The 20195-nt window shown below is 74.9% G+C and carries 21 protein-coding genes; 11 read left to right on the plus strand and 10 right to left on the minus strand.

The features are described 5' to 3' along the window. Positions 1-41 precede the first annotated feature (41 nt). The 3 genes from ACFWDO_RS09165 to ACFWDO_RS09175 form a co-directional block, all read right to left on the minus strand. Positions 42-548, minus strand: a complete 507-nt coding sequence (locus tag ACFWDO_RS09165; protein ID WP_380317686.1) for a pyridoxamine 5'-phosphate oxidase family protein — start codon at positions 546-548, stop codon at positions 42-44. A 55-nt stretch (positions 549-603) separates the two neighbouring features. After that, on the minus strand, positions 604-1539 hold the full coding sequence (locus tag ACFWDO_RS09170; protein ID WP_380317684.1) for an aldo/keto reductase family oxidoreductase: 936 nt from the start codon (positions 1537-1539) through the stop codon (positions 604-606). Between the two features lie 71 nt (positions 1540-1610). Continuing rightward, complete coding sequence (locus ACFWDO_RS09175) at positions 1611-2471, minus strand: aldo/keto reductase (protein ID WP_380317682.1); 861 nt, start codon at positions 2469-2471, stop codon at positions 1611-1613. Positions 2472-2568: 97 nt separating this feature from the next. On the opposite strand from ACFWDO_RS09175, the gene ACFWDO_RS09180 reads away from it, so the two are divergent. Together ACFWDO_RS09180 and ACFWDO_RS09185 are read left to right on the plus strand one after the other, a co-directional pair. Beyond that, positions 2569-3465, plus strand: coding sequence for a LysR family transcriptional regulator (locus ACFWDO_RS09180; RefSeq protein ID WP_380317679.1), 897 nt, complete (start codon positions 2569-2571; stop codon positions 3463-3465). A 103-nt stretch (positions 3466-3568) separates the two neighbouring features. Then, entirely contained in the window at positions 3569-4513 is a 945-nt protein-coding gene (locus ACFWDO_RS09185; RefSeq protein WP_380317676.1) for a D-2-hydroxyacid dehydrogenase family protein, read from the plus strand. A gap of 6 nt (positions 4514-4519) precedes the next feature. Here the strand turns inward: ACFWDO_RS09185 and ACFWDO_RS09190 are convergent, their stop codons facing one another. Together ACFWDO_RS09190 and ACFWDO_RS09195 are read right to left on the minus strand one after the other, a co-directional pair. Then, positions 4520-4978, minus strand: a complete 459-nt coding sequence (locus tag ACFWDO_RS09190; protein WP_380317674.1) for a hypothetical protein — start codon at positions 4976-4978, stop codon at positions 4520-4522. A 43-nt stretch (positions 4979-5021) separates the two neighbouring features. Next, complete coding sequence (locus ACFWDO_RS09195) at positions 5022-5990, minus strand: helix-turn-helix transcriptional regulator (RefSeq protein ID WP_380317671.1); 969 nt, start codon at positions 5988-5990, stop codon at positions 5022-5024. A gap of 135 nt (positions 5991-6125) precedes the next feature. Here ACFWDO_RS09195 and ACFWDO_RS09200 point away from each other — a divergent pair, with 135 nt between their 5' ends. Together ACFWDO_RS09200 and ACFWDO_RS09205 are read left to right on the plus strand one after the other, a co-directional pair. After that, positions 6126-7256 (plus strand): epoxide hydrolase family protein, encoded by a 1131-nt coding sequence (locus tag ACFWDO_RS09200; protein WP_380317668.1) that lies wholly within the window; start codon positions 6126-6128, stop codon positions 7254-7256. A gap of 109 nt (positions 7257-7365) precedes the next feature. Beyond that, a complete protein-coding gene (locus ACFWDO_RS09205) occupies positions 7366-8214 on the plus strand; it encodes a siderophore-interacting protein (protein WP_380317665.1) in 849 nt (282 codons plus the stop codon). A 9-nt stretch (positions 8215-8223) separates the two neighbouring features. On the opposite strand, the gene ACFWDO_RS09210 is transcribed toward ACFWDO_RS09205, so the two are convergent. Next, complete coding sequence (locus tag ACFWDO_RS09210; RefSeq protein WP_380317662.1) at positions 8224-8694, minus strand: hypothetical protein; 471 nt, start codon at positions 8692-8694, stop codon at positions 8224-8226. A 141-nt stretch (positions 8695-8835) separates the two neighbouring features. Between ACFWDO_RS09210 and ACFWDO_RS09215 the strand changes: the two genes are divergently transcribed. Beyond that, entirely contained in the window at positions 8836-10110 is a 1275-nt protein-coding gene (locus ACFWDO_RS09215; RefSeq protein WP_380317659.1) for an amidohydrolase, read from the plus strand. Between the two features lie 24 nt (positions 10111-10134). On the opposite strand, the gene ACFWDO_RS09220 is transcribed toward ACFWDO_RS09215, so the two are convergent. Then, positions 10135-10899, minus strand: a complete 765-nt coding sequence (locus tag ACFWDO_RS09220) for an IclR family transcriptional regulator (RefSeq protein ID WP_380317656.1) — start codon at positions 10897-10899, stop codon at positions 10135-10137. Positions 10900-11074: 175 nt separating this feature from the next. On the opposite strand from ACFWDO_RS09220, the gene hutH reads away from it, so the two are divergent. The 5 genes from hutH to ACFWDO_RS09245 are packed head-to-tail and all read left to right on the plus strand — an operon-like array spanning position 11075 to position 16302. After that, positions 11075-12715 (plus strand): histidine ammonia-lyase, encoded by a 1641-nt coding sequence (hutH, locus tag ACFWDO_RS09225; protein ID WP_380317653.1) that lies wholly within the window; start codon positions 11075-11077, stop codon positions 12713-12715. Between the two features lie 23 nt (positions 12716-12738). Further along, the gene (gene hutU, locus ACFWDO_RS09230) at positions 12739-14424 is read left to right on the plus strand and encodes a urocanate hydratase (RefSeq protein ID WP_380317650.1); all 1686 of its coding nucleotides are present in this window, start codon (positions 12739-12741) and stop codon (positions 14422-14424) included. A gap of 1 nt (position 14425) precedes the next feature. Then, complete coding sequence (gene hutI / locus ACFWDO_RS09235) at positions 14426-15709, plus strand: imidazolonepropionase (protein ID WP_380317647.1); 1284 nt, start codon at positions 14426-14428, stop codon at positions 15707-15709. A gap of 48 nt (positions 15710-15757) precedes the next feature. Continuing rightward, positions 15758-15973 carry a hypothetical protein gene (locus ACFWDO_RS09240; protein WP_380317644.1) on the plus strand — a complete coding sequence of 72 codons (216 nt, stop codon included), beginning with the start codon at positions 15758-15760 and terminating at the stop codon, positions 15971-15973. Next, positions 15970-16302 carry a type II toxin-antitoxin system PemK/MazF family toxin gene (locus tag ACFWDO_RS09245; protein WP_380317641.1) on the plus strand — a complete coding sequence of 111 codons (333 nt, stop codon included), beginning with the start codon at positions 15970-15972 and terminating at the stop codon, positions 16300-16302. Before ACFWDO_RS09240 ends, ACFWDO_RS09245 begins: the two co-directional genes overlap by 4 nt. Positions 16303-16333: 31 nt before the next feature. Here the strand turns inward: ACFWDO_RS09245 and ACFWDO_RS09250 are convergent, their stop codons facing one another. Together ACFWDO_RS09250 and ACFWDO_RS09255 are read right to left on the minus strand one after the other, a co-directional pair. After that, on the minus strand, positions 16334-16828 hold the full coding sequence (locus tag ACFWDO_RS09250; protein WP_380317638.1) for a hypothetical protein: 495 nt from the start codon (positions 16826-16828) through the stop codon (positions 16334-16336). Next, positions 16825-17787: an arginase family protein gene (locus tag ACFWDO_RS09255; RefSeq protein WP_380317635.1), complete on the minus strand. Its 963-nt coding sequence runs from the start codon at positions 17785-17787 to the stop codon at positions 16825-16827. The genes ACFWDO_RS09250 and ACFWDO_RS09255 overlap by 4 nt, the downstream gene beginning before the upstream one ends. 352 nt (positions 17788-18139) lie before the next feature. On the opposite strand from ACFWDO_RS09255, the gene ACFWDO_RS09260 reads away from it, so the two are divergent. Beyond that, a complete protein-coding gene (locus ACFWDO_RS09260; RefSeq protein WP_380317632.1) occupies positions 18140-19630 on the plus strand; it encodes a dicarboxylate/amino acid:cation symporter in 1491 nt (496 codons plus the stop codon). Positions 19631-19696: 66 nt separating this feature from the next. Here ACFWDO_RS09260 and ACFWDO_RS09265 read toward each other — a convergent pair whose 3' ends face one another. Continuing rightward, positions 19697-20188 carry a hypothetical protein gene (locus tag ACFWDO_RS09265; protein WP_380324374.1) on the minus strand — a complete coding sequence of 164 codons (492 nt, stop codon included), beginning with the start codon at positions 20186-20188 and terminating at the stop codon, positions 19697-19699. Between the last annotated feature and the right edge of the window lie 7 nt (positions 20189-20195).

Raw genomic sequence — 20195 nt, forward strand, 5'->3', positions numbered from 1 at the left:
CCGGGAGCCCTTCGGGGGGCCCGGGCTCAGGGCAGGTCGACTCAGGGCAGGTCGACGTAGAGCCGCCGGTCGGTGCCCCCGCCGCGCGTCGGGTGGCTGCCGGGTGCGTGCAGGAACCACTCGTCCACCGTCAGCACGTACAGCCGCAGGTCGGACTCGCCCGAGAGCTCGGCGGGGGTGAACGGGCTCAGGCCGCGGGGGTCGGCGTACGCGGCCGCGCAGCGTTCGGCCAGCTCGTCGTCCGGCACCTGCCGGGCGCGCCCGGTCACGTAGACCGCCTCGCCGGCGCCGATCGCGCGGGTCGAGTCGAAGACGACGGCGTCGACCCGCGGTTCGGTCGCGACGTTGCGGGAGTGGTGCGCCCGGGGGTTCGACACCCAGTACAGGTCGCGGCCTGCCTGGGTGAAGAAGACGGGCGAGGCGTGCGGGGCGCCGTCGGCGTCGACGGTCGCGAGCACCAGGTACCGGACGGCGGTAAGGACGCGGCGGGCGTCGGCGACGAGGTCGGGGTCGGCGGGGGGCGGGGGGCCCTGCGGGGGAACGGTCATGCGGGGGTGGACCGGCGCCCCGGACCGGAGTCATCGGGGCGCCGGTCGGTCCGGCTCACGGCACGCGGTAGCCCGCGGCGCGGAACAGCTCGTACCACTCGGCCCGCGTGAGCGGGAGGTCCGAGCCCTGCGCGGCGCCGGCGACGCGCTCCGGCGTCGTCGTGCCGAGCACCACCTGCATCCCCGCCGGGTGACGCGTGATCCACGCGACCGCGATCGCGATGGGCGGCACGTCGTACTTCGCCGCGAGGCGGTCGATCACGGCGTTGAGCTCGGGGTAGTCGTCCGAGCCGAGGAACACGCCGGTGAAGAAGCCGGCCTGGAACGGCGACCAGGCCTGCACGGTGATGTCGTGCAGGCGGCAGTAGTCGAGGATGCCGCCGCCGTCGAGGGTGAGCGACTGGGTCTCGCCGGCCATGTTGGCCGCCACGCCCTGCGCCACGATCGGCGCGTGCGTGATCGACAGCTGCAGCTGGTTCGCGACGATCGGCTGCCGCACCGAGCGCTTCAGCAGCTCGATCTGGCCGGGGGTGTGGTTGGAGACGCCGAAGGCGCGGACCTTGCCCGCCGACTCGAGATCGTCGAACGCGCGCGCGACCTCGTCCGGCTCGACGAGCGCGTCCGGGCGGTGCAGCAGGAGCACGTCGAGGTAGTCGGTCCCCAGGGCCTGCAGCGAGGCGTCGACGGACTCCACCAGGTGCTCGTACGAGAAGTCGAAGTACGGCCCCTCGCGCACGATGCCGGCCTTGGACTGGATGGTGAGCTGCTCACGCTCCGACGGCGTGAGCTGCATCGCCTCGGCGAAGCGGCGCTCGCAGCCGTGCAGCTCCTCGCCGTACACGTCGGCGTGGTCGACGAAGTCGATGCCGGCGTCGCGGCCGGTGCGGACCAGCTCGCGGACGGCGTCGTCGTCCAGCTGCTGGATGCGCATGAGGCCGAGCACGACGTTCGGGACCTGGCGGCCGGTGGTGCCCAGGGGGACGGTTCTCATGAGTGGTCTACCTCGATCGGGGGAGAGGTGTGGCGGTGGGGGTGGTGCGGCGGGCTCAGGAGCCCGACAGTTCAGGAGTCGGAGAGCGCGGCGAGCTCGTCGGCGGTGAGGACGAGGTCCACGGCGCGCGCGGAGTCCTCGATGCTCGCCGGCCGCGACGCCCCGGGGATGGGGACGACGACGGGCGCCAGCGCGAGCTCCCACGCGAGCGTGACCTGCTGCGGGCTCACGCCGTGGGCCTCGGCGACGCGGCCGAACGCGGCGTGCGCCGTGCCGACCTCGCCGGCCCGGTTGATCCCGCCGAGCGGGGACCAGGGCAGGAACGCGATCCCGAGGGCCGCGCAGTGCTCGAGCTCGGCCAGGCTGGAGCGGAACGCCGGCGAGAACTGGTTCTGCACCGACGCGAGGCGCCCGCCCAGCACCTCGTTCGCCTCGTCGATCTGGGCGACGCTCGCGTTCGAGATGCCGGCCTGGACGATGACGCCCTCGTCGAGCAGCTCGACCAACGCACCGACCGACTCGGCGTACGGCACGGCGGGGTCCGGGCGGTGGAACTGATAGAGCCCGATCGCCTCGACGCCGAGGCGGCGGGCGGACTCCCGGGCGGCCTTCTTGAGGTGCTCGGGGCGCCCGTCGCGGGTCCACGACCCGTCGCCGGGGCGCAGGTGGCCGCCCTTGGTGGCGACCAGGACGGCGGACGTGTCGCCGCCCCAGGAGCGCAGCGCGCGGGCGATGAGCTCCTCGTTGTGGCCGACCTCGCCGGCGTCGCGGTGGTAGGCGTCGGCGGTGTCGACGAGGGTGACCCCCGCGTCGAGCGCGGCGTGGATCGTGGCGACCGAGCGTGCCTCGTCGGGGCGGCCCTCGATGGACATCGGCATGCCGCCGAGCCCGATCGCGCTGACGGTCTGGGTTCCGATCGTGCGAGCTTCCACGGCTCTCCTTGTGTCGTCGGTGCCCCCGACGATAGGAAGATCACCGTTGATGAGTCCAACAACTGGACGTGATGGGTTTCAGCACGGGGAGCGATCAATGGAGCTGCGGCAGATGGAGTACCTCGTCGCGGTGGCGGAGGAGGGCCACTTCACGCGCGCGGCGGCGCTGTGCGGCGTCACGCAGTCCGGGCTGTCCGCCGCGATCCGCAACCTCGAGCGCGAGCTCGGCGCCGACCTGTTCCTGCGCACCACGCGACAGGTCGCGCTCACGGACGCCGGGCGGGCGCTGCTGCCGTTCGCACGGCGCATGCTCGCCCAGGCGGCCGCGGGCCGCGACGCCGTCGTGCGCGCGAGCCACCAGATCTCGGGCCGCCTGCGGCTCGGGGCCGAGCAGTGCCTCGGCGTGGTCGACGTCGCGCCCCTGCTCGAGCGGTTCCGCCTGCGCTACCCGCTCGTGGACGTCCAGTTCACCCAGGCGGGCTCGCGCGAGCTCACCGCCCAGGTGCGCGCGGGCGACCTCGACGTCGCCTTCGTCGCCGCCACCGAGCACCTCGGCGCGTTGCGCCGGCTCGAGCTCGGGCGCCGCCCGATCGTCCTGCTGACCCACGCGACCGACCCCCTCGCCGCCGCGCCCGCGGTCGCCTGGGAGGACCTCGTCGACCGCGACTTCGTCGACTTCCGCGAGCAGTGGGCGATCCGGCGGCTCGCCGACGCCGCCTTCGCCGACCGGCACCTCGAGCGACGCGTGCGGATGAGCGTGGACGACGTCCACACGCTGCTCGACTTCGTGCAGCGCGGCCTCGGCATCGCCGTCGTGCCGCAGCACGTCGCCGCCAAGCCGCAGGCGGCAGGGCTGGCTGTGCTGGACCTCCCCGCTCGCGGGACGCCCGAGTGGGTGGTCGCCGCGATCGCCTCGCCGACGGCCGAGCCCACCGCGGCGCGCCTGCTGGAGCTCGTGGGGGAGGCCAACCTGGCCGTCGCGCAGCCGGCGTGACCGGGTCCCGGGCCGGGCGTCCGGCCGGTAGGTCGTTCGTTCGGTCGGGCGGTCGGAGTAGCGTCGGCACGGCCCGACCGCCGGGCCCCCGAGGAGGTCTTCGATGCGCGTCGCCGTCCTGGACGACTACCAGCAGGTCGCCCACCGCTTCGCCGACTGGGCGGGTCTGGGGGCGGAGGAGGTCGCGTTCCTCGACCACCCGCTGCCCGACGACGACGCCGTGGCCGCGGCGCTCGACGGGTACGACGTCGTGGTGGCGATGCGGGAGCGCACGCCGTTCACCGCCGCGCGGCTGGCGCGGCTGCCCGACCTGCGGCTGCTGGTGACGACCGGGCGCCAGAACGCGTCGATCGACCTCGACGCCGCCCGCGAGCGCGGCGTCGTCGTGTGCGGCACGGAGTCGCCCGCGAACGCCACGCCCGAGCTCACGTGGGCGCTGATCCTCGCCGTGCTGCGGCACCTGCCGGCGGAGGACCGGGCAATGCGCGACGGCGGGTGGCAGCACACCGTCGGGGGCGACCTCGAGGGGCGTCGGCTGGGTCTGGTCGGGCTGGGCCGGATCGGCTCGAGGGTGGCGCGCGTCGGGCTGGCGTTCGGGATGGACGTCGTCGCCTGGAGCCAGAACCTCGACCCGGGGCGCGCCGCGCAGGCCGGCGTGCGCGCCGTCGCGAAGGACGCGCTGTTCGCGACGTCGGACGTCGTCACCGTGCACTACACGCTGAGCGACCGCAGCCGCGGCATCGTGGGCGCCGGCGACCTCGCGCGCATGAAGCCCACCGCCGTGCTCGTCAACACCTCGCGCGGCCCGCTCGTCGACACCGGCGCGCTGCTCGCCGCGCTGCACGACGGCCGCATCGGCGGGGCCGGGCTCGACGTGTACGACGTCGAGCCGCTGCCCGCCGACCACCCGCTGCGGTCCGCGCCGCGCACCGTGCTCACCCCGCACCTCGGCTACGTCACCGAGGCCACGTACCGCACGTTCTACGGGCAGGCGGTCGAGGACGTCGCCGCATGGGCGGCCGGGGAGCCGCGGCGCGTGCTGACGTAGTCGGCGTCAGACCGACATTCCGGCGCCGTCGAGCGTCGACGTGGTCACGGAGAAGAACGACAGCATGCCGCCGAACACGACGAGCCCCATGAAGACGGCGTAGAGCACCGCGAGCGACGAGAAGATGATCGACAGCCAGAGGCCCCACCGGCCCAGCGGGTTGTCGACGCCGGCACGCTTCGACTCCGACAACGCCATCGCGGAGACGACGATCCCGGCGGGCGCGACGACGAACGCCAGCACGAAGCCGACGATGCCCATCGTCCGGCCGGGCGGTTCGGGCGCGTAGGCGGGGTACGGGTAGCCCTGAGGCGGGTACTGCCCCTGCGGCGGCTGCGGGTAGCCGGGCTGGGGATAGCCGGGCTGCGGGTACCCGGGCTGCGGGGCCTGCTGCTCCCCGGCCTGCGGCGCCGGCTGCTGGCCGGGCTGCGAGTACGGCTGGTACGGCTGGTAGGGATCGCTCACGGGGACAGTGTCGCGGAGCGGCGGCCCCGCGCCAAGGGCGTCGTCACGACGGCGGCACGGCGCGGGCGTACCGCGCCGCCAGCGCGCGCAGGTGCTCCACCAGCTCGGGCGGCTCGGTGACGTGGAAGTCGAGGCCGAGCATGCCGATCCACACGGCCACGACCTCGACGCTGTCGCCACCGGTGACGAGCACGCTGCGCCCGTCGGGCAGCGCGCCGACGGTGCCGACGGCCGGGTTGATGCGGGCGAGGACCTCCTCGGCGGCCGCGTCCACGACGATGCGGGCGTGCACGGCCCAGCCGGTGCGTGCGACCTCCCGCACCACGAACTCGGAGAAGTCGCCGGGGAACGGCACGGGGTGGAAGCGGCGCCCACCCGGTGTGCGCAGCCGTAGCCAGTCCATGCGGTACGGCGCCCAGGCGCCGTCGTCGGGCCCGGCCGGGCCGACCGTGCGCGCGACGAGGAACCACCGCCGCTGCCAGGAGACGAGGTGGTAGGGCTCCAGCTCGACGGGCTCGTCCCGGTAGAGGGCGCGCAGGCCCTGGCGGTCCCGGATGGCGTCGGCGACGGCGGCCAGGGTGCCGGAGTCGACGCCCGGGTCCTCGACGTTGGAGCCCGTGTTCTCCGGGCCGGTGGTGCTCGCGTCCCGGATGGCGGCCAGCCGGCGGCGCAGCCGGTCGGGCAGCACCTGCTCCAGCTTGGTCAGCGCGGACCGGCCGGACTCCTCGAACCCGGCGGTCGCCGTCGCGGCGCGCAGGCCGACGGCCACCGCGACGGCCTCCGCGTCGTCGAGCAGCAGCGGGGGCAGCCGGGCGCCGGCGCCGAGCCGGTACCGGCCACCGGGCCCGCGCACCGCGTGCACCGGGTAGCCCAGCTCGCGCAGCCGCGCGATGTCGTTGCGGACGGTGCGGTCGGTGACGTCGAGCCGGTCGGCGAGCTCGGCGCCCGACCAGTCGGGCCGCGACTGGAGCAGGCCGAGCAGCGCCAGCAGCCGTGCCGAGGTGGACCCCATCGCGACCTCCCGGGGACGCGCCGAAAACTCGTCGGAACCCGTCGAGAATAACGGAAAGAACCGTTCCTGAACCCTTCCTACGGTAGGTGTCAGGAGCTCGGGGAGGGACCCGGCTCACGACCTCGGGAGTACGCCATGACCGCCTCGACGACCGCCCTGGAGCTCCGCCCCTTCTCCGTGCACGTGTCGCAGGCCGACCTCGACGACCTGCGCGAGCGCCTCGAGCGCACCCGCTTCGCGCCCGCCGCGCCCGGCGACTCGTGGGAGTACGGCACCCCCGAGTCCTACCTGCGCGCCATGGTCGAGCGGTGGAAGGGCTTCGACTGGCGCGCGGTCGAGGGTCGGCTCAACGCCTTCCCGCAGTTCACCGCCGAGATCGACGGCCAGCCGCTGCACTTCCTGCACGTGCGCTCGCCGCACCCGGACGCGACACCCCTGCTGCTCGCGCACACCTACCCCGGCTCGGTGCTCGACTTCCTCGACATGATCGGCCCGCTGGTCGACCCGGAGGCCCACGGCGGACGGGCGGAGGACGCCTTCGACGTCGTCGTCCCGTCCATGCCCGGCTTCGGCTTCTCGACGCCGCTGGTGGGCGGGGAGTGGACGATGGCGCGCGTCGCGCGCACGTACGACGCCCTGATGCGCGGGCTCGGCTACGACTCGTACGGCGTCCACGGCAGCGACGGCGGGGCCATGGTGGGCCGCGAGCTCGCCGTCCTCGACCCCGAGGGCTTCCGCGGCGCGCACGTGCTGCACCTGTTCTCCTTCCCGTCCGGCGCGCCGGGGGAGATGGACGACTTCGGGCCGAAGGAGTACGCGGCCCTCGCGCACGCCCAGTGGTTCCAGTCGGTGGGCGGCTACAACGCGATGAACGCGTCCCGGCCGCAGACGGTCGCCGCCGGCCTGGCGGACTCGCCGGTCGGGACGCTGGCGTACTCCGAGCTCTTCGAGAGCTTCGGCAACGGCACGTCGCTCGTCACCGCCGACCAGGTGCTGGCCCAGGCGTCGCTCTACTGGCTGACCAACACCTACGCGACGGCCGCGCGCTACCACTACGCGGAGCAGCGGTCCGGCGCGGAGCCCGTCGTGAGCACGGGGCGCCTCGGCGTCGCCGTCTTCAAGGACGACTTCCAGACCATCCGCAGCCTCGCCGAGCGCGACAACGCGCGCATCGAGCACTGGTCAGAGTTCCCGCGCGGCGGCCACTTCGCGGCCATGGAGGTGCCCGACGATGTCGTCGCCGACCTGCGGGTCTTCTTCGGCTGAGGTGTAGCGGCGGTCTGTTCGGCAGGGAGCTGATCACTTCGGCACGGGTAGCTGCCGAACAGATCGGCTCCCTGCCGAACAGATCCGTGCGGCATGGTGGAATCGGAGGGTGTTCACCCGCTCCCGCTCCCACCTCGACCTGGTCCCCCGCCGCGTGCGCGTGCATGCCGTCCGCGAGCTGAGCGGCACGCTGCGCCGCACGACGTTCCGCGACGTCGACGGCGCGGACCCCGCCGCCGCGACGTCCCTGGCGGCGCTGCGGGCGCCCGGCCCGGAGGACCACGTGAAGGTGTTCCTGCCCGACCCGGCCACCGGCGAGCTGCACGCCCCGACCCTCGCCGCGGACGGCGGCCTCCAGCGCCCGACGGGCGTCGTGTCGATCTCGCGCGACCTCACGGTCCGCGCCGTGCGTGCGGTGGACGGGGTGGCTGAGGTCGACGTCGACTGGGTGCTGCACGGCGACGACGGCCCGGCCTCGGCGTGGGCGGCCCGCGCGGCGGAGGGCGACGAGGTGGTGCTCGCCGGGCCGAGCGGCAGCGCGGAGCTGCCCGACGGAATCGGGCGGCTCACGCTCGCCGGCGACGAGACCGGCCTGCCCGCCCTCGCGCGCTGGGCGGAGGCCGTCGGCCCGGACGTCCCCGTGACGGCGATCGTCGAGATCGGCGACGACGTCGACGAGGCCCACGTCGAGGGCGAGCTGGCCGGCGCGACCGTCGAGATCCTCTACCGCACCGACGGCCCCGGGCAGCTCGCCGACGCCGTCCGCTCCCTGGGCGGGCTGGAGGCCGACGAGCTGTTCGTCGGGCTCGGCGAGGCCGGCGACCTCGTCCCCGTGCGCCGCTACCTGCGCCGCGAGCTGGGGCTCCCCGCCGAGCAGGTGCTGGTCTCCGGCTACTGGCGGCGCGGGGTGGTCAACCTCGACCACCACCTGCCCGTCGACCCGACCGACCCGGACTGACGGGACGCGTCAGGCGACGGCGCTCTGCGTCTCGCCGCGCAGCGCGTCGATCTGCTCGTGGAGCCTGGAGAGCTGGTCGGCGACCTGGCTCGCGCCCTTGTCGCGGGCCTCGCCGGTCACGTACCGGACCTCGGCGGACGCGGCCTCGAGCGCGACCTGCGCGTCCTCCAGGGCGACGACGGCGCCGTCGGCGGAGGTGGCGGCGCGGGCGAGGGCGTCGCGCGCCTCGTCGGTCGCGGCCTGCGCGGAGCTGATCGCGTCGGCGACCTGGGTGCGCAGCGCGGCGGGCACCTCGGTGGCCCGCTGCAGCTGCTGGAGGTCGACGTCGAGGGCCTCGGCCTGGCTCTTCGCGTCGGCGATGAACGACTGGACGTCCTCGGTGGGGGCGGAACACGCGCCCAGCATCATGGTCACGGCGAGCAGGCTCACCGCGGCCAGACGGGTCGTCGTCTTGCCCTTCGAAGTCGTCGCTGACGTCATGGGCACGATTCTGCCCTGCTGACCTGAATAAACCCTTACGACGACGTGGAGATCTTGCACACAGCCCTCCTTCCGTCATCGCGCGCTCACCGGATCGCTCACCGGATGTCGCAGCGCGCGACCGGGGGCACGATGACCCCCATGAGCGCGCTGACGACGTCCGAGCTGACGGCGATCTACACCGACCTCCACGCCCACCCCGAGCTCGGGTTCGCCGAGCACCGCACCGCCGGCATCGTCGCCGAGCGCCTGCGCGGGTGGGGCTTCGACGTGCACGAGGGGATCGGGGGCACGGGGGTGGTCGGCGTCCTCGCGCACGGAGCCGGTCCGCGCGTGCTGCTGCGCGCGGACATGGACGGGCTGCCCGTCACGGAGCGCACCGGCCTGCCGTACGCGTCCACGGACACCGCGACGACGCCGGAGGGGCGCGAGTCCGGCACCATGCACGCCTGCGGGCACGACGTGCACGTCACCTGCCTGCTGGGTGCGGCCGCCGCGCTCGCGGGGCGGGACGACTGGTCGGGCACGCTCGTCGTCCTGTTCCAGCCGGCGGAGGAGGTCGGAGAGGGCGCCCGGCGGATGGTCGCGGACGGGCTCTACGACCGCATCGGCGTGGTGCCCGACGTCGTGCTGGGCCAGCACGTGATGCCGCTGCCGGTGGGTGTCGTGAGCCTGACGTCCGGGACGGCGATGGCGGCGGCGGACTCGCTGCGCATCACCATGCACGGCTCCGGCGGGCACGGCTCCAGCCCGGAGGCCACCGTCGACCCGGTGGTGATGGCCGCCGCCACGGTGCTGCGGCTGCAGGGCATCGTGGCGCGCGAGGTCGGCGCCACCGAGTCGGCCGTCGTGACCGTCGGATCGGTGCAGGCGGGCACGCAGGCCAACGTCATCCCCGACCGGGCGGACCTGCTGGTGAACGTGCGCACCTTCGACGCCGGCGTCCGCGAGCGGGTGCTCGCCGCGATCCATCGCATCGTCGACGCGGAGGCCGCCGCGTCCGGCGCGCCGCAGCCTCCCGAGTACACGTCCGTCGCCACGTTCAACCTCACCACGAACGACCAGGCCGCGAGCGCCCGCACCCGGGTCGTGCTCGAGCGGACGCTGGAGGCGCAGCGCTCCCGCGTGGAGGCGGCCGGTGGGCACCCGCAGGTCGTGAGCCTGCCGCCGATGCCCGGGTCGGAGGACGTCGGCGACCTCGCGACGGCGGCCGGCGTGCCGCTGGTCTACTGGTTCCTCGGCGGGTTCGACGCCGCGCTCTTCGCCGGCTTCGACCCCGCCGCCGCGACCGGGATGGGCGGGCTGCCCGACGGAGTGGCGCCGAACCACTCGCCGTTCTTCGCGCCGGTCCCCGAGCCGACCCTCGACCTCGGCGTCGCGACCCTGGTCGCGGCGGCGGAGGAGTGGCTGGGCTGACCCACGCTCGATTCCCCCGGCGGGTCAGCGGGCGCCCAGGCGGCGGCTGATCTCGGCGGCGGCGCGGCCTGCGGCAGCGGCGAGGTCCGCGCGGCGGTCGTCGTCGACGTCGTCGGACCAGAACGTGAGCGCGACGCCCGCCACGGGGTGGCCGGTGTGGTCCAGGGCGGCGTGCGCGACGGACGCGAGGCCGGTCGTGACCTCGCCGTCCTCGGTGGCGTGGCCGCGGCGGCGGGTGTCGCGCAGCACCTCGCGCAGGTCGCGCAGGGTGCGCGGCCCGACGCCCGTGCGGTCGGCGAGCGCCGCCGCCGACGGGAACAGCGCGCGCACCTGCGCGGCCGGCAGCAGTGCGAGCACCGCACGGCCGCTGGCGGTGAGGTGGCTGGGCAGGCGCACGTCGACGTCGGTCACCAGGCTGGGCCGGTGCGGCGCGCGCTGCTCCACGAGGTACAGCACCTCCCGGCCGTGCAGGACGGCGAGGTGCGCACTCTCGCCGGTCGTCTCCACGAGCCGCGCGACGACGGGGCGCGCCAGCCGTGCGAGCGGCGCCTGCCGCGCGTACGCCGACCCGAGCGACAGCGACGCCGTCCCGAGCCCGTAGCGGTGCTCCTCCGGCAGGTGGGTCACGAAGCCCTCGTCCACCAGCACCGTGAGCAGGTGGTAGACGGTGGAGCGCGGCAGGCCCAGGTGCTGCGCCACCGCCGCGGCCGGGACCGGGCCCGCCTGCGCCGCGAGGTACGTCAGCACCCGCAGCGTGCTCCGCGCCGCGGGGACGTCCGCCACGGTCATCTCCTCTCGTCGTCCCACCGCGAGGTAGTGCCTTCTGTCCTCCGGTAGGTCGCGGGGTGCACTACCGGAGGACGGAAGGCACTACCTCGCGAGCGGCTCGGCGGTGTCTGGGATCCCAGACTGAACCTCGGCGAACCCCGTGTCCAGCGGCCCCGCGACGGTGTGTGCTGGCCACATGTCCGCAACGCTGCAGCAGGCCGGCGACCCCGCCGGCCGCACGACGACCCACTCGGTCGCGCCCCTGTCCGACGTCGTCGTCGAGGTCACGGGAGATCCCCTGACCGTCGACGACGTCGTGGCGGTCGCCCGGCACGGCGCGCGGGTGCGCCTCACCGACCGCGCGCTGGCGGGGATGGCCGGGAGCCGCGCCGTCGTCGAGTCGCTGGCCGACGACGACCGCCCGCACTACGGCGTCTCGACCGGCTTCGGCGCCCTCGCCCGCCGCCACATCCCCACGGACAAGCGGGCCCAGCTGCAGCTGGGGCTGGTGCGCTCGCACGCCGCGGGCAGCGGCCCCGAGGTGGAGCGCGAGGTGGTGCGCGCGCTGCAGCTGCTGCGCCTGGCCACGCTCGCCACCGGCCGCACGGGCGCGCGCCCCGTCGTCGCCGAGACGTACGCGGCGATGCTCAACGCGGGCGTCACGCCCGTCGTGCACGAGTACGGCTCCCTCGGCTGCTCCGGCGACCTCGCGCCCCTGGCGCACGTCGCGCTGGCCGCGCTCGGGGAGGGGCGGGTCCGCGACGCCGACGGCGAGCTGCGGGACGGGGGAGAGGCGCTCGCGGCGGCCGGCATCGCGCCGCTGGAGCTGCGGGAGAAGGAGGGCCTGGCCCTCATCAACGGCACGGACGGCATGCTCGGCATGCTCTGCCTCGCCCTCGACGACCTGCACCGCCTGCTCACGACGGCGGACGTCGCGGCGGCCTCCAGCGTGGAGGCGCTGCTCGGCTCGGACGCGCCGTTCGCGGCGGACCTCGTCGGGATGCGCCCGCACCCGGGGCAGGCGGCGTCGGCCGCGAACCTGCGGGCTCTGCTCGCGGGGTCGCCCGTCGTGGCGAGCCACCGGACCCTCGACGCCGACGGCCGCCCCGAGTGCACCCGCGTGCAGGACGCGTACTCGCTGCGCTGCGCGCCGCAGGTGCACGGCGCCGCGCGCGACACGGTCGACCACGCGGAGGCGGTCGCGGGGCGCGAGCTCGCCTCGGCGATCGACAACCCTGTCGTCACGGTGGACGGCCGGGTCGAGTCGAACGGCAACTTCCACGGCGCGCCCGTCGCGTACGTGCTCGACTTCCTCGCGATCGCCGTGGCCGACGTCGCGAGCATGAGCGAGCGGCGCACAGACCGGTTCCTCGACGTCGCGCGTAACGAGGGCCTGCCCGCGTTCCTCGCCGACGACCCGGGCGTCGACTCCGGCCTGATGATCGCCCAGTACACGGCCGCCGGGATCGTCTCGGAGCTCAAGCGGCTGGCCGCGCCGTCGAGCGTCGACTCCATCCCGTCGTCGGCGATGCAGGAGGACCACGTGTCCATGGGCTGGGCCGCCGCCCGCAAGCTGCGCCGCGCCGTCGACGGCCTGGGCCGCGTACTCGCCGTCGAGCTCATGACCGCCGCCCGCGCCCTCGACCTGCGCTGCACCCCCGCGACGGGCCTGTCGCCGGCCGCGGGCACCGGCGCCGTCCACGCGCTGCTGCGCGCCGCCGTCCCCGGCCCCGGGCCGGACCGGTTCCTCGCCCCCGAGATCGAGGCCGTGACGCGGCTCGTGGTCGGCGGCGAGGTCGTCACCGCCGCCGGTGCCGCCGTCGGCCCGCTCCGCTGACCCCACGACCGAAGGAGACCGTGATGGCCTACGACCGCGGCACCCCCGTCCCCGTCCGCGCCCCGCGCGGCACGACGCTCACGGCCCGCAGCTGGCAGACCGAGGCGCCGCTGCGGATGCTCATGAACAACCTCGACCCCGAGGTGGCGGAGCGCCCCGACGACCTCGTCGTCTACGGCGGCACCGGCCGCGCCGCGCGCGACTGGCCGAGCTACCACGCCATCGTCCGCACCCTCACGACGCTGGGCGAGGACGAGACGCTGCTCGTCCAGTCGGGCAAGCCGGTGGGCGTGATGCGCACGCACGAGTGGGCGCCGCGGGTGCTCATCGCGAACTCGAACCTCGTGGGCGACTGGGCCACGTGGCCTGAGTTCCGGAAGCTCGAGGCGCAGGGCCTCACGATGTACGGCCAGATGACGGCCGGGTCGTGGATCTACATCGGCGCGCAGGGCATCCTCCAGGGCACGTACGAGACGCTCGCCGCGGTGGCCGCCAAGCGGTTCGGCGGCACGCTCGCCGGCACCCTCACCCTCACCGGCGGGTGCGGCGGGATGGGCGGCGCGCAGCCGCTGGCCGTGACGCTCAACGGCGGCGCGTGCCTCGTGGTCGACGTCGACCGGTCGCGCCTGGAGCGGCGGGTGCGCGAGCGCTACCTCGACGAGGTCGCGGACGACCTGGACGACGCCGTCCGCCGCGTCGAGGCGGCGAAGGCCGGGCGCCGGGCGCTGTCGGTCGGGGTCGTGGGGAACAGTGCGGAGGTCGTGCCGGAGCTGCTGCGTCGCGGCGTCGCGGTGGACGTCGTCACGGACCAGACGTCGGCGCACGACCCGCTGTCGTACCTGCCCGTCGGCGTGTCCGTCGACGAGTGGCACGACTACGCCGCCGCCAAGCCGGAGGAGTTCACCGACCGGGCGCGCGAGTCGATGGCCCGGCACGTGGAGGGCATGGTCGGCTTCCTCGACGCGGGCGCCGAGGTGTTCGACTACGGCAACTCGATCCGCGACGAGGCGCGCCGCGGCGGCTTCGACCGCGCCTTCGACTTCCCCGGCTTCGTGCCCGCGTACATCCGGCCGCTGTTCGCGCAGGGCAAGGGCCCGTTCCGCTGGGCCGCGCTGTCCGGCGACCCGCGCGACATCGCCGCCACCGACAAGGCCGTCCTCGACCTCTTCCCCGACGACGACCACCTGCACCGCTGGATCCGCGCCGCCCAGGAGCGCGTCGCGTTCCAGGGCCTGCCCGCCCGCATCTGCTGGCTCGGGCACGGCGAGCGCGACCGCGCGGGGCTGGCGTTCAACGACCTCGTCGCGTCCGGGGAGGTGAGCGCGCCGGTCGTCATCGGGCGCGACCACCTCGACTCCGGGTCCGTGGCCTCCCCGTACCGGGAGACGGAGGGCATGGCCGACGGCTCCGACGCCATCGCCGACTGGCCGCTGCTCAACGCGCTCACCGCCGCGTCGTCGGGCGCCACCTGGGTGTCGCTGCACCACGGCGGCGGCGTCGGCATGGGGCGGTCCATCCACGCCGGCCAGGTGTCCGTCGCGGACGGCACCGACCTCGCCGCGCAGAAGCTGGCGCGGGTGCTGTCCAACGACCCGGGCCTCGGTGTCCTGCGGCACGTCGACGCCGGGTACGACGACGCCGCGGCCGCCGCCGCGCGGGGCGGGCTGCGCGTGCCCATGCTGGAGACGGACCCCGACACGGAGGTGTGACGTGCGCGAGGTGGAGCACCCCGGCGGGTCGCACCCGGCCACGCTGATCCTGGGGATCGGCGAGCTCACGACCAACGCGCCCGAGGCGGTCGGCGTCGACCCCGTGGACGACCCGACGGGCGTCGTTCGGGACGCCGCCCTGCTGCTCGACGGCGGGCGCGTGGTCTGGGCGGGACCGGAGAGCGTGTGCGCGGACGGGGTCGAGGGGGCGCTGGGCCGCGCGCCGGACCGCGTCGTCGGGGTCGACGGGCGCGCAGTGATCCCCGGGTTCGTGGACTCGCACAGCCACCTCGTGTTCGCCGGCGACCGGTCAGCCGAGTTCGAGGCGCGCATGGCCGGCCGCCCGTACGCCGCGGGCGGCATCCGCACCACGGTCGCGGCCACGCGCGCGGCGTCGGACGACGAGCTGCGGGCGAACCTGCGCCGGCACGTCGACCAGGCGCTCGCGCAGGGCACCACGACGTTGGAGACCAAGAGCGGCTACGGGCTGTCCGTCGACGACGAGGCCCGGTCCCTGCGGCTGGCGGCGGAGATCACCGACGAGGTGACCTTCCTCGGCGCGCACGTCGTGCCGCCGGAGTTCTCCGGCGACCCGGACGGCTACGTCGACCTCGTCGTCGGCGACATGCTCGCCGCGTGCGCCCCGCACGCCCGCTGGGTGGACGTGTTCTGCGAGACCGGCGCGTTCACGCCCGAGCAGTCGCGGCGGGTCCTCGAGGCGGGCGCCGCCGCCGGGCTGGGCGTGCGGGCGCACGCGAACCAGCTCGGTGAGGGGGAGGGCGTGCGCCTCGCCGTCGAGCTCGGCGCCGCCGCCGTCGACCACTGCACCTACCTGTCCGACGACGACGTCGCGGCGCTCGCGGGCTCGTGGTCGGGTTCCGGGCCCGGTGCGGCGCACGGGACCGTCGCGACGCTGCTGCCCGGCGTCGAGTTCTCCACGCGCCAGCCGTACCCGGACGCGCGCCGCCTCCTCGACGCGGGCGCCGTCGTCGCGCTGGCCAGCGACTGCAACCCCGGCTCGTCGTACACGAGCTCCATGCCGCTGATGGTGGCGCTCGCGGTCAGGGAGATGCGGATGACCGTCGCCGAGGCCGTGTGGGCGGCGACGGCGGGCGGCGCCCGCGCGCTGCGTCGCGACGACGTCGGGCACCTCGCCCCCGGCGGCCGCGCCGACGTCGTCGTCCTCGACGCCCCGAGCCGCACGCACCTCGCCTACCGCCCCGGCGTCCCGCTCGTGCACGGGGTGTGGAAGGACGGGCGCGAGGTTGTGCACCCGCCGAGGTAGCTCGCCGCACGTCTTACATTTGTGCGACGCGCGATCTACGATGGGGTCATGTCCGTCGAGAGCGTGCCCAAGACCGTCACCTTCAGACCCACAGCGGAGGACCGTCGCATCCTCGACCGCCTCAGCAGCGAGGGCGTGAACACCAGCGACGCCGTGCGCCGCGGCCTGCGCCTGCTCGAGCAGGAACGGTGGCTGGACGAGGCGCGGGCCGACATGATCGCGCACCGTGACGAGAACCTGAACGACGAACCGGACGCCTGGTGATCCGCGGGGCGGTCTACAAGGTCGACCTCGGCGAACCGCGCGGACACGAGCAGGGCGGGAAGCGGCACGGGCTCGTCCTGTCCCCCACGGACGCGCCCTGGACAGTGGTGACGATCGTCCCGACGTCGACCAGCGCGCCGGCGCTGAGCTTCCGGCCCCGGCTCGAGGTGGCCGGAACTCCCACCGTCTTCCTCGTCGACCAGGTGCGAGCCGTCGACATCTCGTACCTGCACGACGAGCCCGTCGACTATCTGTTCAAGGACGATCTCGCCGTGGTCGAGGTCGCCGTGTGTCGGTACCTCGGGCTCGTCCTGACGATGGAGGAGTGACGCCGAGCAGAGCGCGTGCCGCAGCCGGCGGTCAGCCGGTGACGTCGATCGGGGCGAAGGGGTTCTTCGTGCAGTCGATGCTGGGGTCGAGCTCGCAGATCGTCTTGGCGCCCACGAGCCGGAGGGACACCTCGGCCTTGCCCGCCGGGGTGTCGGCCGGGAGCCGGACGGTGCCCTCGGCGTCGCCCTCGTCGCTCGGGTCCAGCGTCCCGAGGCTCCTCGACCAGCGGCCCATGGTGGGGTCGCTGTCGGGCATCTCGGACATGATCGAGACCTCGTAGCGGGCGCGGGCCGGCATGCGCGGCTCGCAGTCCACGCCGTCGACCCGGCCGGTCGTCTCGACGTGCAGCTCGTCCCCGGGGGTGGCGTGCTTCGGCGTCACGACGGGGTCCTCCGGCCGGCAGTACGCCGTCCGGTCGAAGGCGGCGCTGATGCTCGCGCAGCCCGAGACGACGGTCACGGCGAGCGCGAGTGCGGCGGCGAGAGAGCGCCGAGCGGCACGACGTCCGCGCACGGCCTGCCTCATCGCCGGCCTCCGGCGCGGAGGGTGAGGCCCGCCAGGACCTCCAGCACGCAGAGGGCGGCGAGGCGGACGGTGCGGCCGTCGGGGGTGTCGGCGGTGGCGTCCACCTCGGCGAGGTCGACGGAGCGGACGCGCGGGTCCGTCGCGGCGGCGCGGACGAGGGCACGCAGCTCCCAGGCCGCGAGGCCGCCGGGCACGCTGGCGGGGCAGCCGGGGGCGACGGCGCGGTCGCAGACGTCCACGTCGACGTCCAGGTGGACCGGCCCGCCCGCGGCGCCGGCGACGTCCAGGGCCTCGCGGACGACGTCGGCCAGCCCGCCGGGGCCTCGGCGGCGGACCTCGTCGAGCGGCACGACCGTGATCCCCAGGTCGCGGGCCCGCCGCGCGTAGGCGGCGGAGTTGGCGAAGTCCGCGATGCCGATCTGCACGACCCGCGCCGGGTCCAGGCCGGCCTCGACGAGCCGGCGCACGGGCGAGCCGTTGGAGACGCCGTCGCGCAGGTCGTAGTGGGCGTCGAAGGTGACGAGCCCGGCGGTGGCCAGGTCGTCGCCCCACGCGCCGAGCGCGACCGGGACGGTGAGCGCGTTGTCGCCGCCCAGCGCGACGACCGCGCGGGCGCGCATCCGGTCGGTGCCCAGCGCGGCGGCCACCGCGGCGCGGGCGCGGGCCTCGCCGTCCGGGCCGTCGGGCTCGGTCACGTCTCCGTGGTCGACGACGGCGGCCTCGCCGAGGTCGACCGGCGCGCCGTCCTGTCCCTCGATCAGGGCGGGGCTGTAGCGGCGCAGCGCGTCGCGGACGGCCGCGGGCGTCGCGTGCGCGCCCGTCGTCGACAGGGAGGTGCGCCAGGTGGGGACGCCGATCAGCGCGAGGTCGGCGGGGACGTCCTCGGCCGAGGGCGACGGCGCGGGCCAGGCGCCCGCGCGCGGCCAGAGGGGGTCGTGGGGCAGGGCGGCGGAGGTCACCCGCCGACCGTACGGCCACCATGACGTCCCTCACACACCCTGGGCGCCGCGACACCGCGCTGTTAGGGTCCTGTATTCGCGGGCTCGATGCCCGCCATCGATCGCGTCGATCATTCGGTCGTCCGGTCCCCCGGATCTCGACCCTGCTTGGAGCACCTGTGGTTGTCAGCGCCCCCGTGAGGCACTTCCTCACCGCGCGGCTCGACGTCGACTTCCGTCGCGTCGCCAGCGCGCTGTGTCGCTGACCGTCGTCGCCGCCGACGACCCCACCACCTGACTCCCGGACGACCGCTCCACTGCCGTCGTCCCCCCACCCCGGCGCCCCCGTGCGCCCGAGGCGAAAGGCTCCCTCGTGTCCCGCACCTCCACGGCGAAGATCCCCGGCACGGAACCCCGCGCCCGCAAGGGTCTGCGCTTCCCGTCGTTCTCGACCCAGATCCTCCTGGGCCTGGGCCTCGGCGTGCTGCTCGGCTGGCTCGCGCTGGCCCTCGGCCCGCAGGCCGACGGCGAGACGCCCAACGGCCTGACGACGACGCTCGCCACCATCGGTTCGTCGTTCGTCACCCTGCTCAAGGCGATCGTGCCGCCGCTGATCTTCACGGCGATCGTCGCGTCGATCGCCAACCTGCGCACCGTCACCAACGCGGCCCGCCTGGCCGGCCAGACGCTGCTCTGGTTCGCGATCACGTCCGCGATCGCGGTGGCGATCGGCATCGGCCTGGGCCTCGTGTTCCAGCCCGGCCACAACACGACGCTGTCGATCGCGGACGGCGCCGCGCCGTCCTCCACCGGCACGTGGCTCGACTTCCTCAACGGCCTCATCCCGACCAACGTGCTGGGCCTCGGCGCCTCGACGTCGGTCGAGGCGGGCGCGGACGGCGCGTTCACCGCGGAGACCGGCATCAGCTTCAACGTGCTGCAGATCCTCGTGGTCGCCCTGGTCATCGGCATCGCGGCGCTGAAGTCCGGCGCCAAGGCCGACCCGTTCCTCGCGTTCAACAAGTCGGCGCTCACCATCGTGCAGAAGGTGCTGTGGTGGATCATCCGCCTGGCCCCGCTGGGCACGATGGGCCTCATCGGCAACGCCGTCGCCACCTACGGCTGGGAGTCGCTGCGCTCGCTGGCCTCCTTCTCCGTGGCGATCTACGTGGGCCTCGCGCTCGTGCTGTTCGTCGTCTACCCGGTGCTGCTCAAGGCCAACGGCCTCGGCGTCATCTCCTGGTTCAAGGGCGCGTGGCCGGCGATCCAGCTCGCGTTCGTCTCCCGCTCGTCGGTGGGCACCATGCCCGTCACGCAGCGCGTCACCGAGCGGAACCTCGGCGTGCCGAGCGAGTACGCGTCGTTCGCGGTGCCGCTGGGCTCGACGACGAAGATGGACGGTTGCGCCTCGATCTACCCGGCGATCTCCGCGATCTTCGTGGCGCAGATCTTCGGCATCGACCTGTCGCTGACCGACTACCTGCTCATCGCGTTCGTGTCCGTGGTGGGTTCCGCCGCGACCGCCGGCCTCACCGGCGCGATGGTCATGCTGACGCTCACGCTGTCCACGCTGGGCCTGCCGCTCGCGGGCGTGGGCCTGCTGCTCGCCGTCGACCCGATCCTCGACATGGGCCGCACCGCGGTGAACGTCGCCGGCCAGACCCTGGTCCCGACGATCGTCGCCAAGCGCGAGGGCATCCTCGACCTCGAGCAGTACCGCGCCGCGTCGTCGGAGCACCTGTTCGACGAGGACGACGCCGCGCAGGACCCCTCGCAGGACGACGCGCAGGACGACGCCCCGCAGGCCGAGCCTGCGACGGACGACGCCGGCCGCGAGCCGGTGGGAGCGGGCGCTAAGGCCTGACGGCCCGCAGCCGATGACGGAGGCCCGGTGGGTGACGCCCGCCGGGCCTCCGTCATGTCCGCCGGGCTACCGGACGAGCCCGGCGGCGTCGACCAGCCCGGCGCACGGGATGGCGAGGACGTCGCCGCGGCGCAGGTCGCGCGGGAGGCGGGCGGCCGGCCCGCCGCGGCCCGGCGCCGGGTGCACGGTGAACGGGCGCAGCGGCTCTGCCGACGACCGGCCCACGAGCCGCGCCCGGTCGAGCAGGACGGCACACGCGCCGAGGTCGGCGTCGAGCCAGGCCTGCCGGGCGTCGTCCCCGAGCCGCGGGACGGCGTCCACCACGCGGGCGAGGACGACGGTCCGCACCTCGGCGTCGCCCCAGAACCGGTCGACCCGCGTGACGTCCGCGCCCACCGGGACGTAGACGCGCGGCGTGGCGCAGTGCTCGGCGAGCCGGGCCAGGCTCGTGCGGTCGACGAGGACGTCGTCGCGGGTGACCTCGGTGTCCTCCGGCCACCCCTCGGGCGCCGCGAGCCGGGGGTGGAACAGGGCGGTGACCAGCGTCGTGAGGCTCATGCCTCCG

This window comes from Isoptericola sp. NPDC060185 (assembly GCF_042728595.1).
Lineage (GTDB): Bacteria > Actinomycetota > Actinomycetes > Actinomycetales > Cellulomonadaceae > Isoptericola.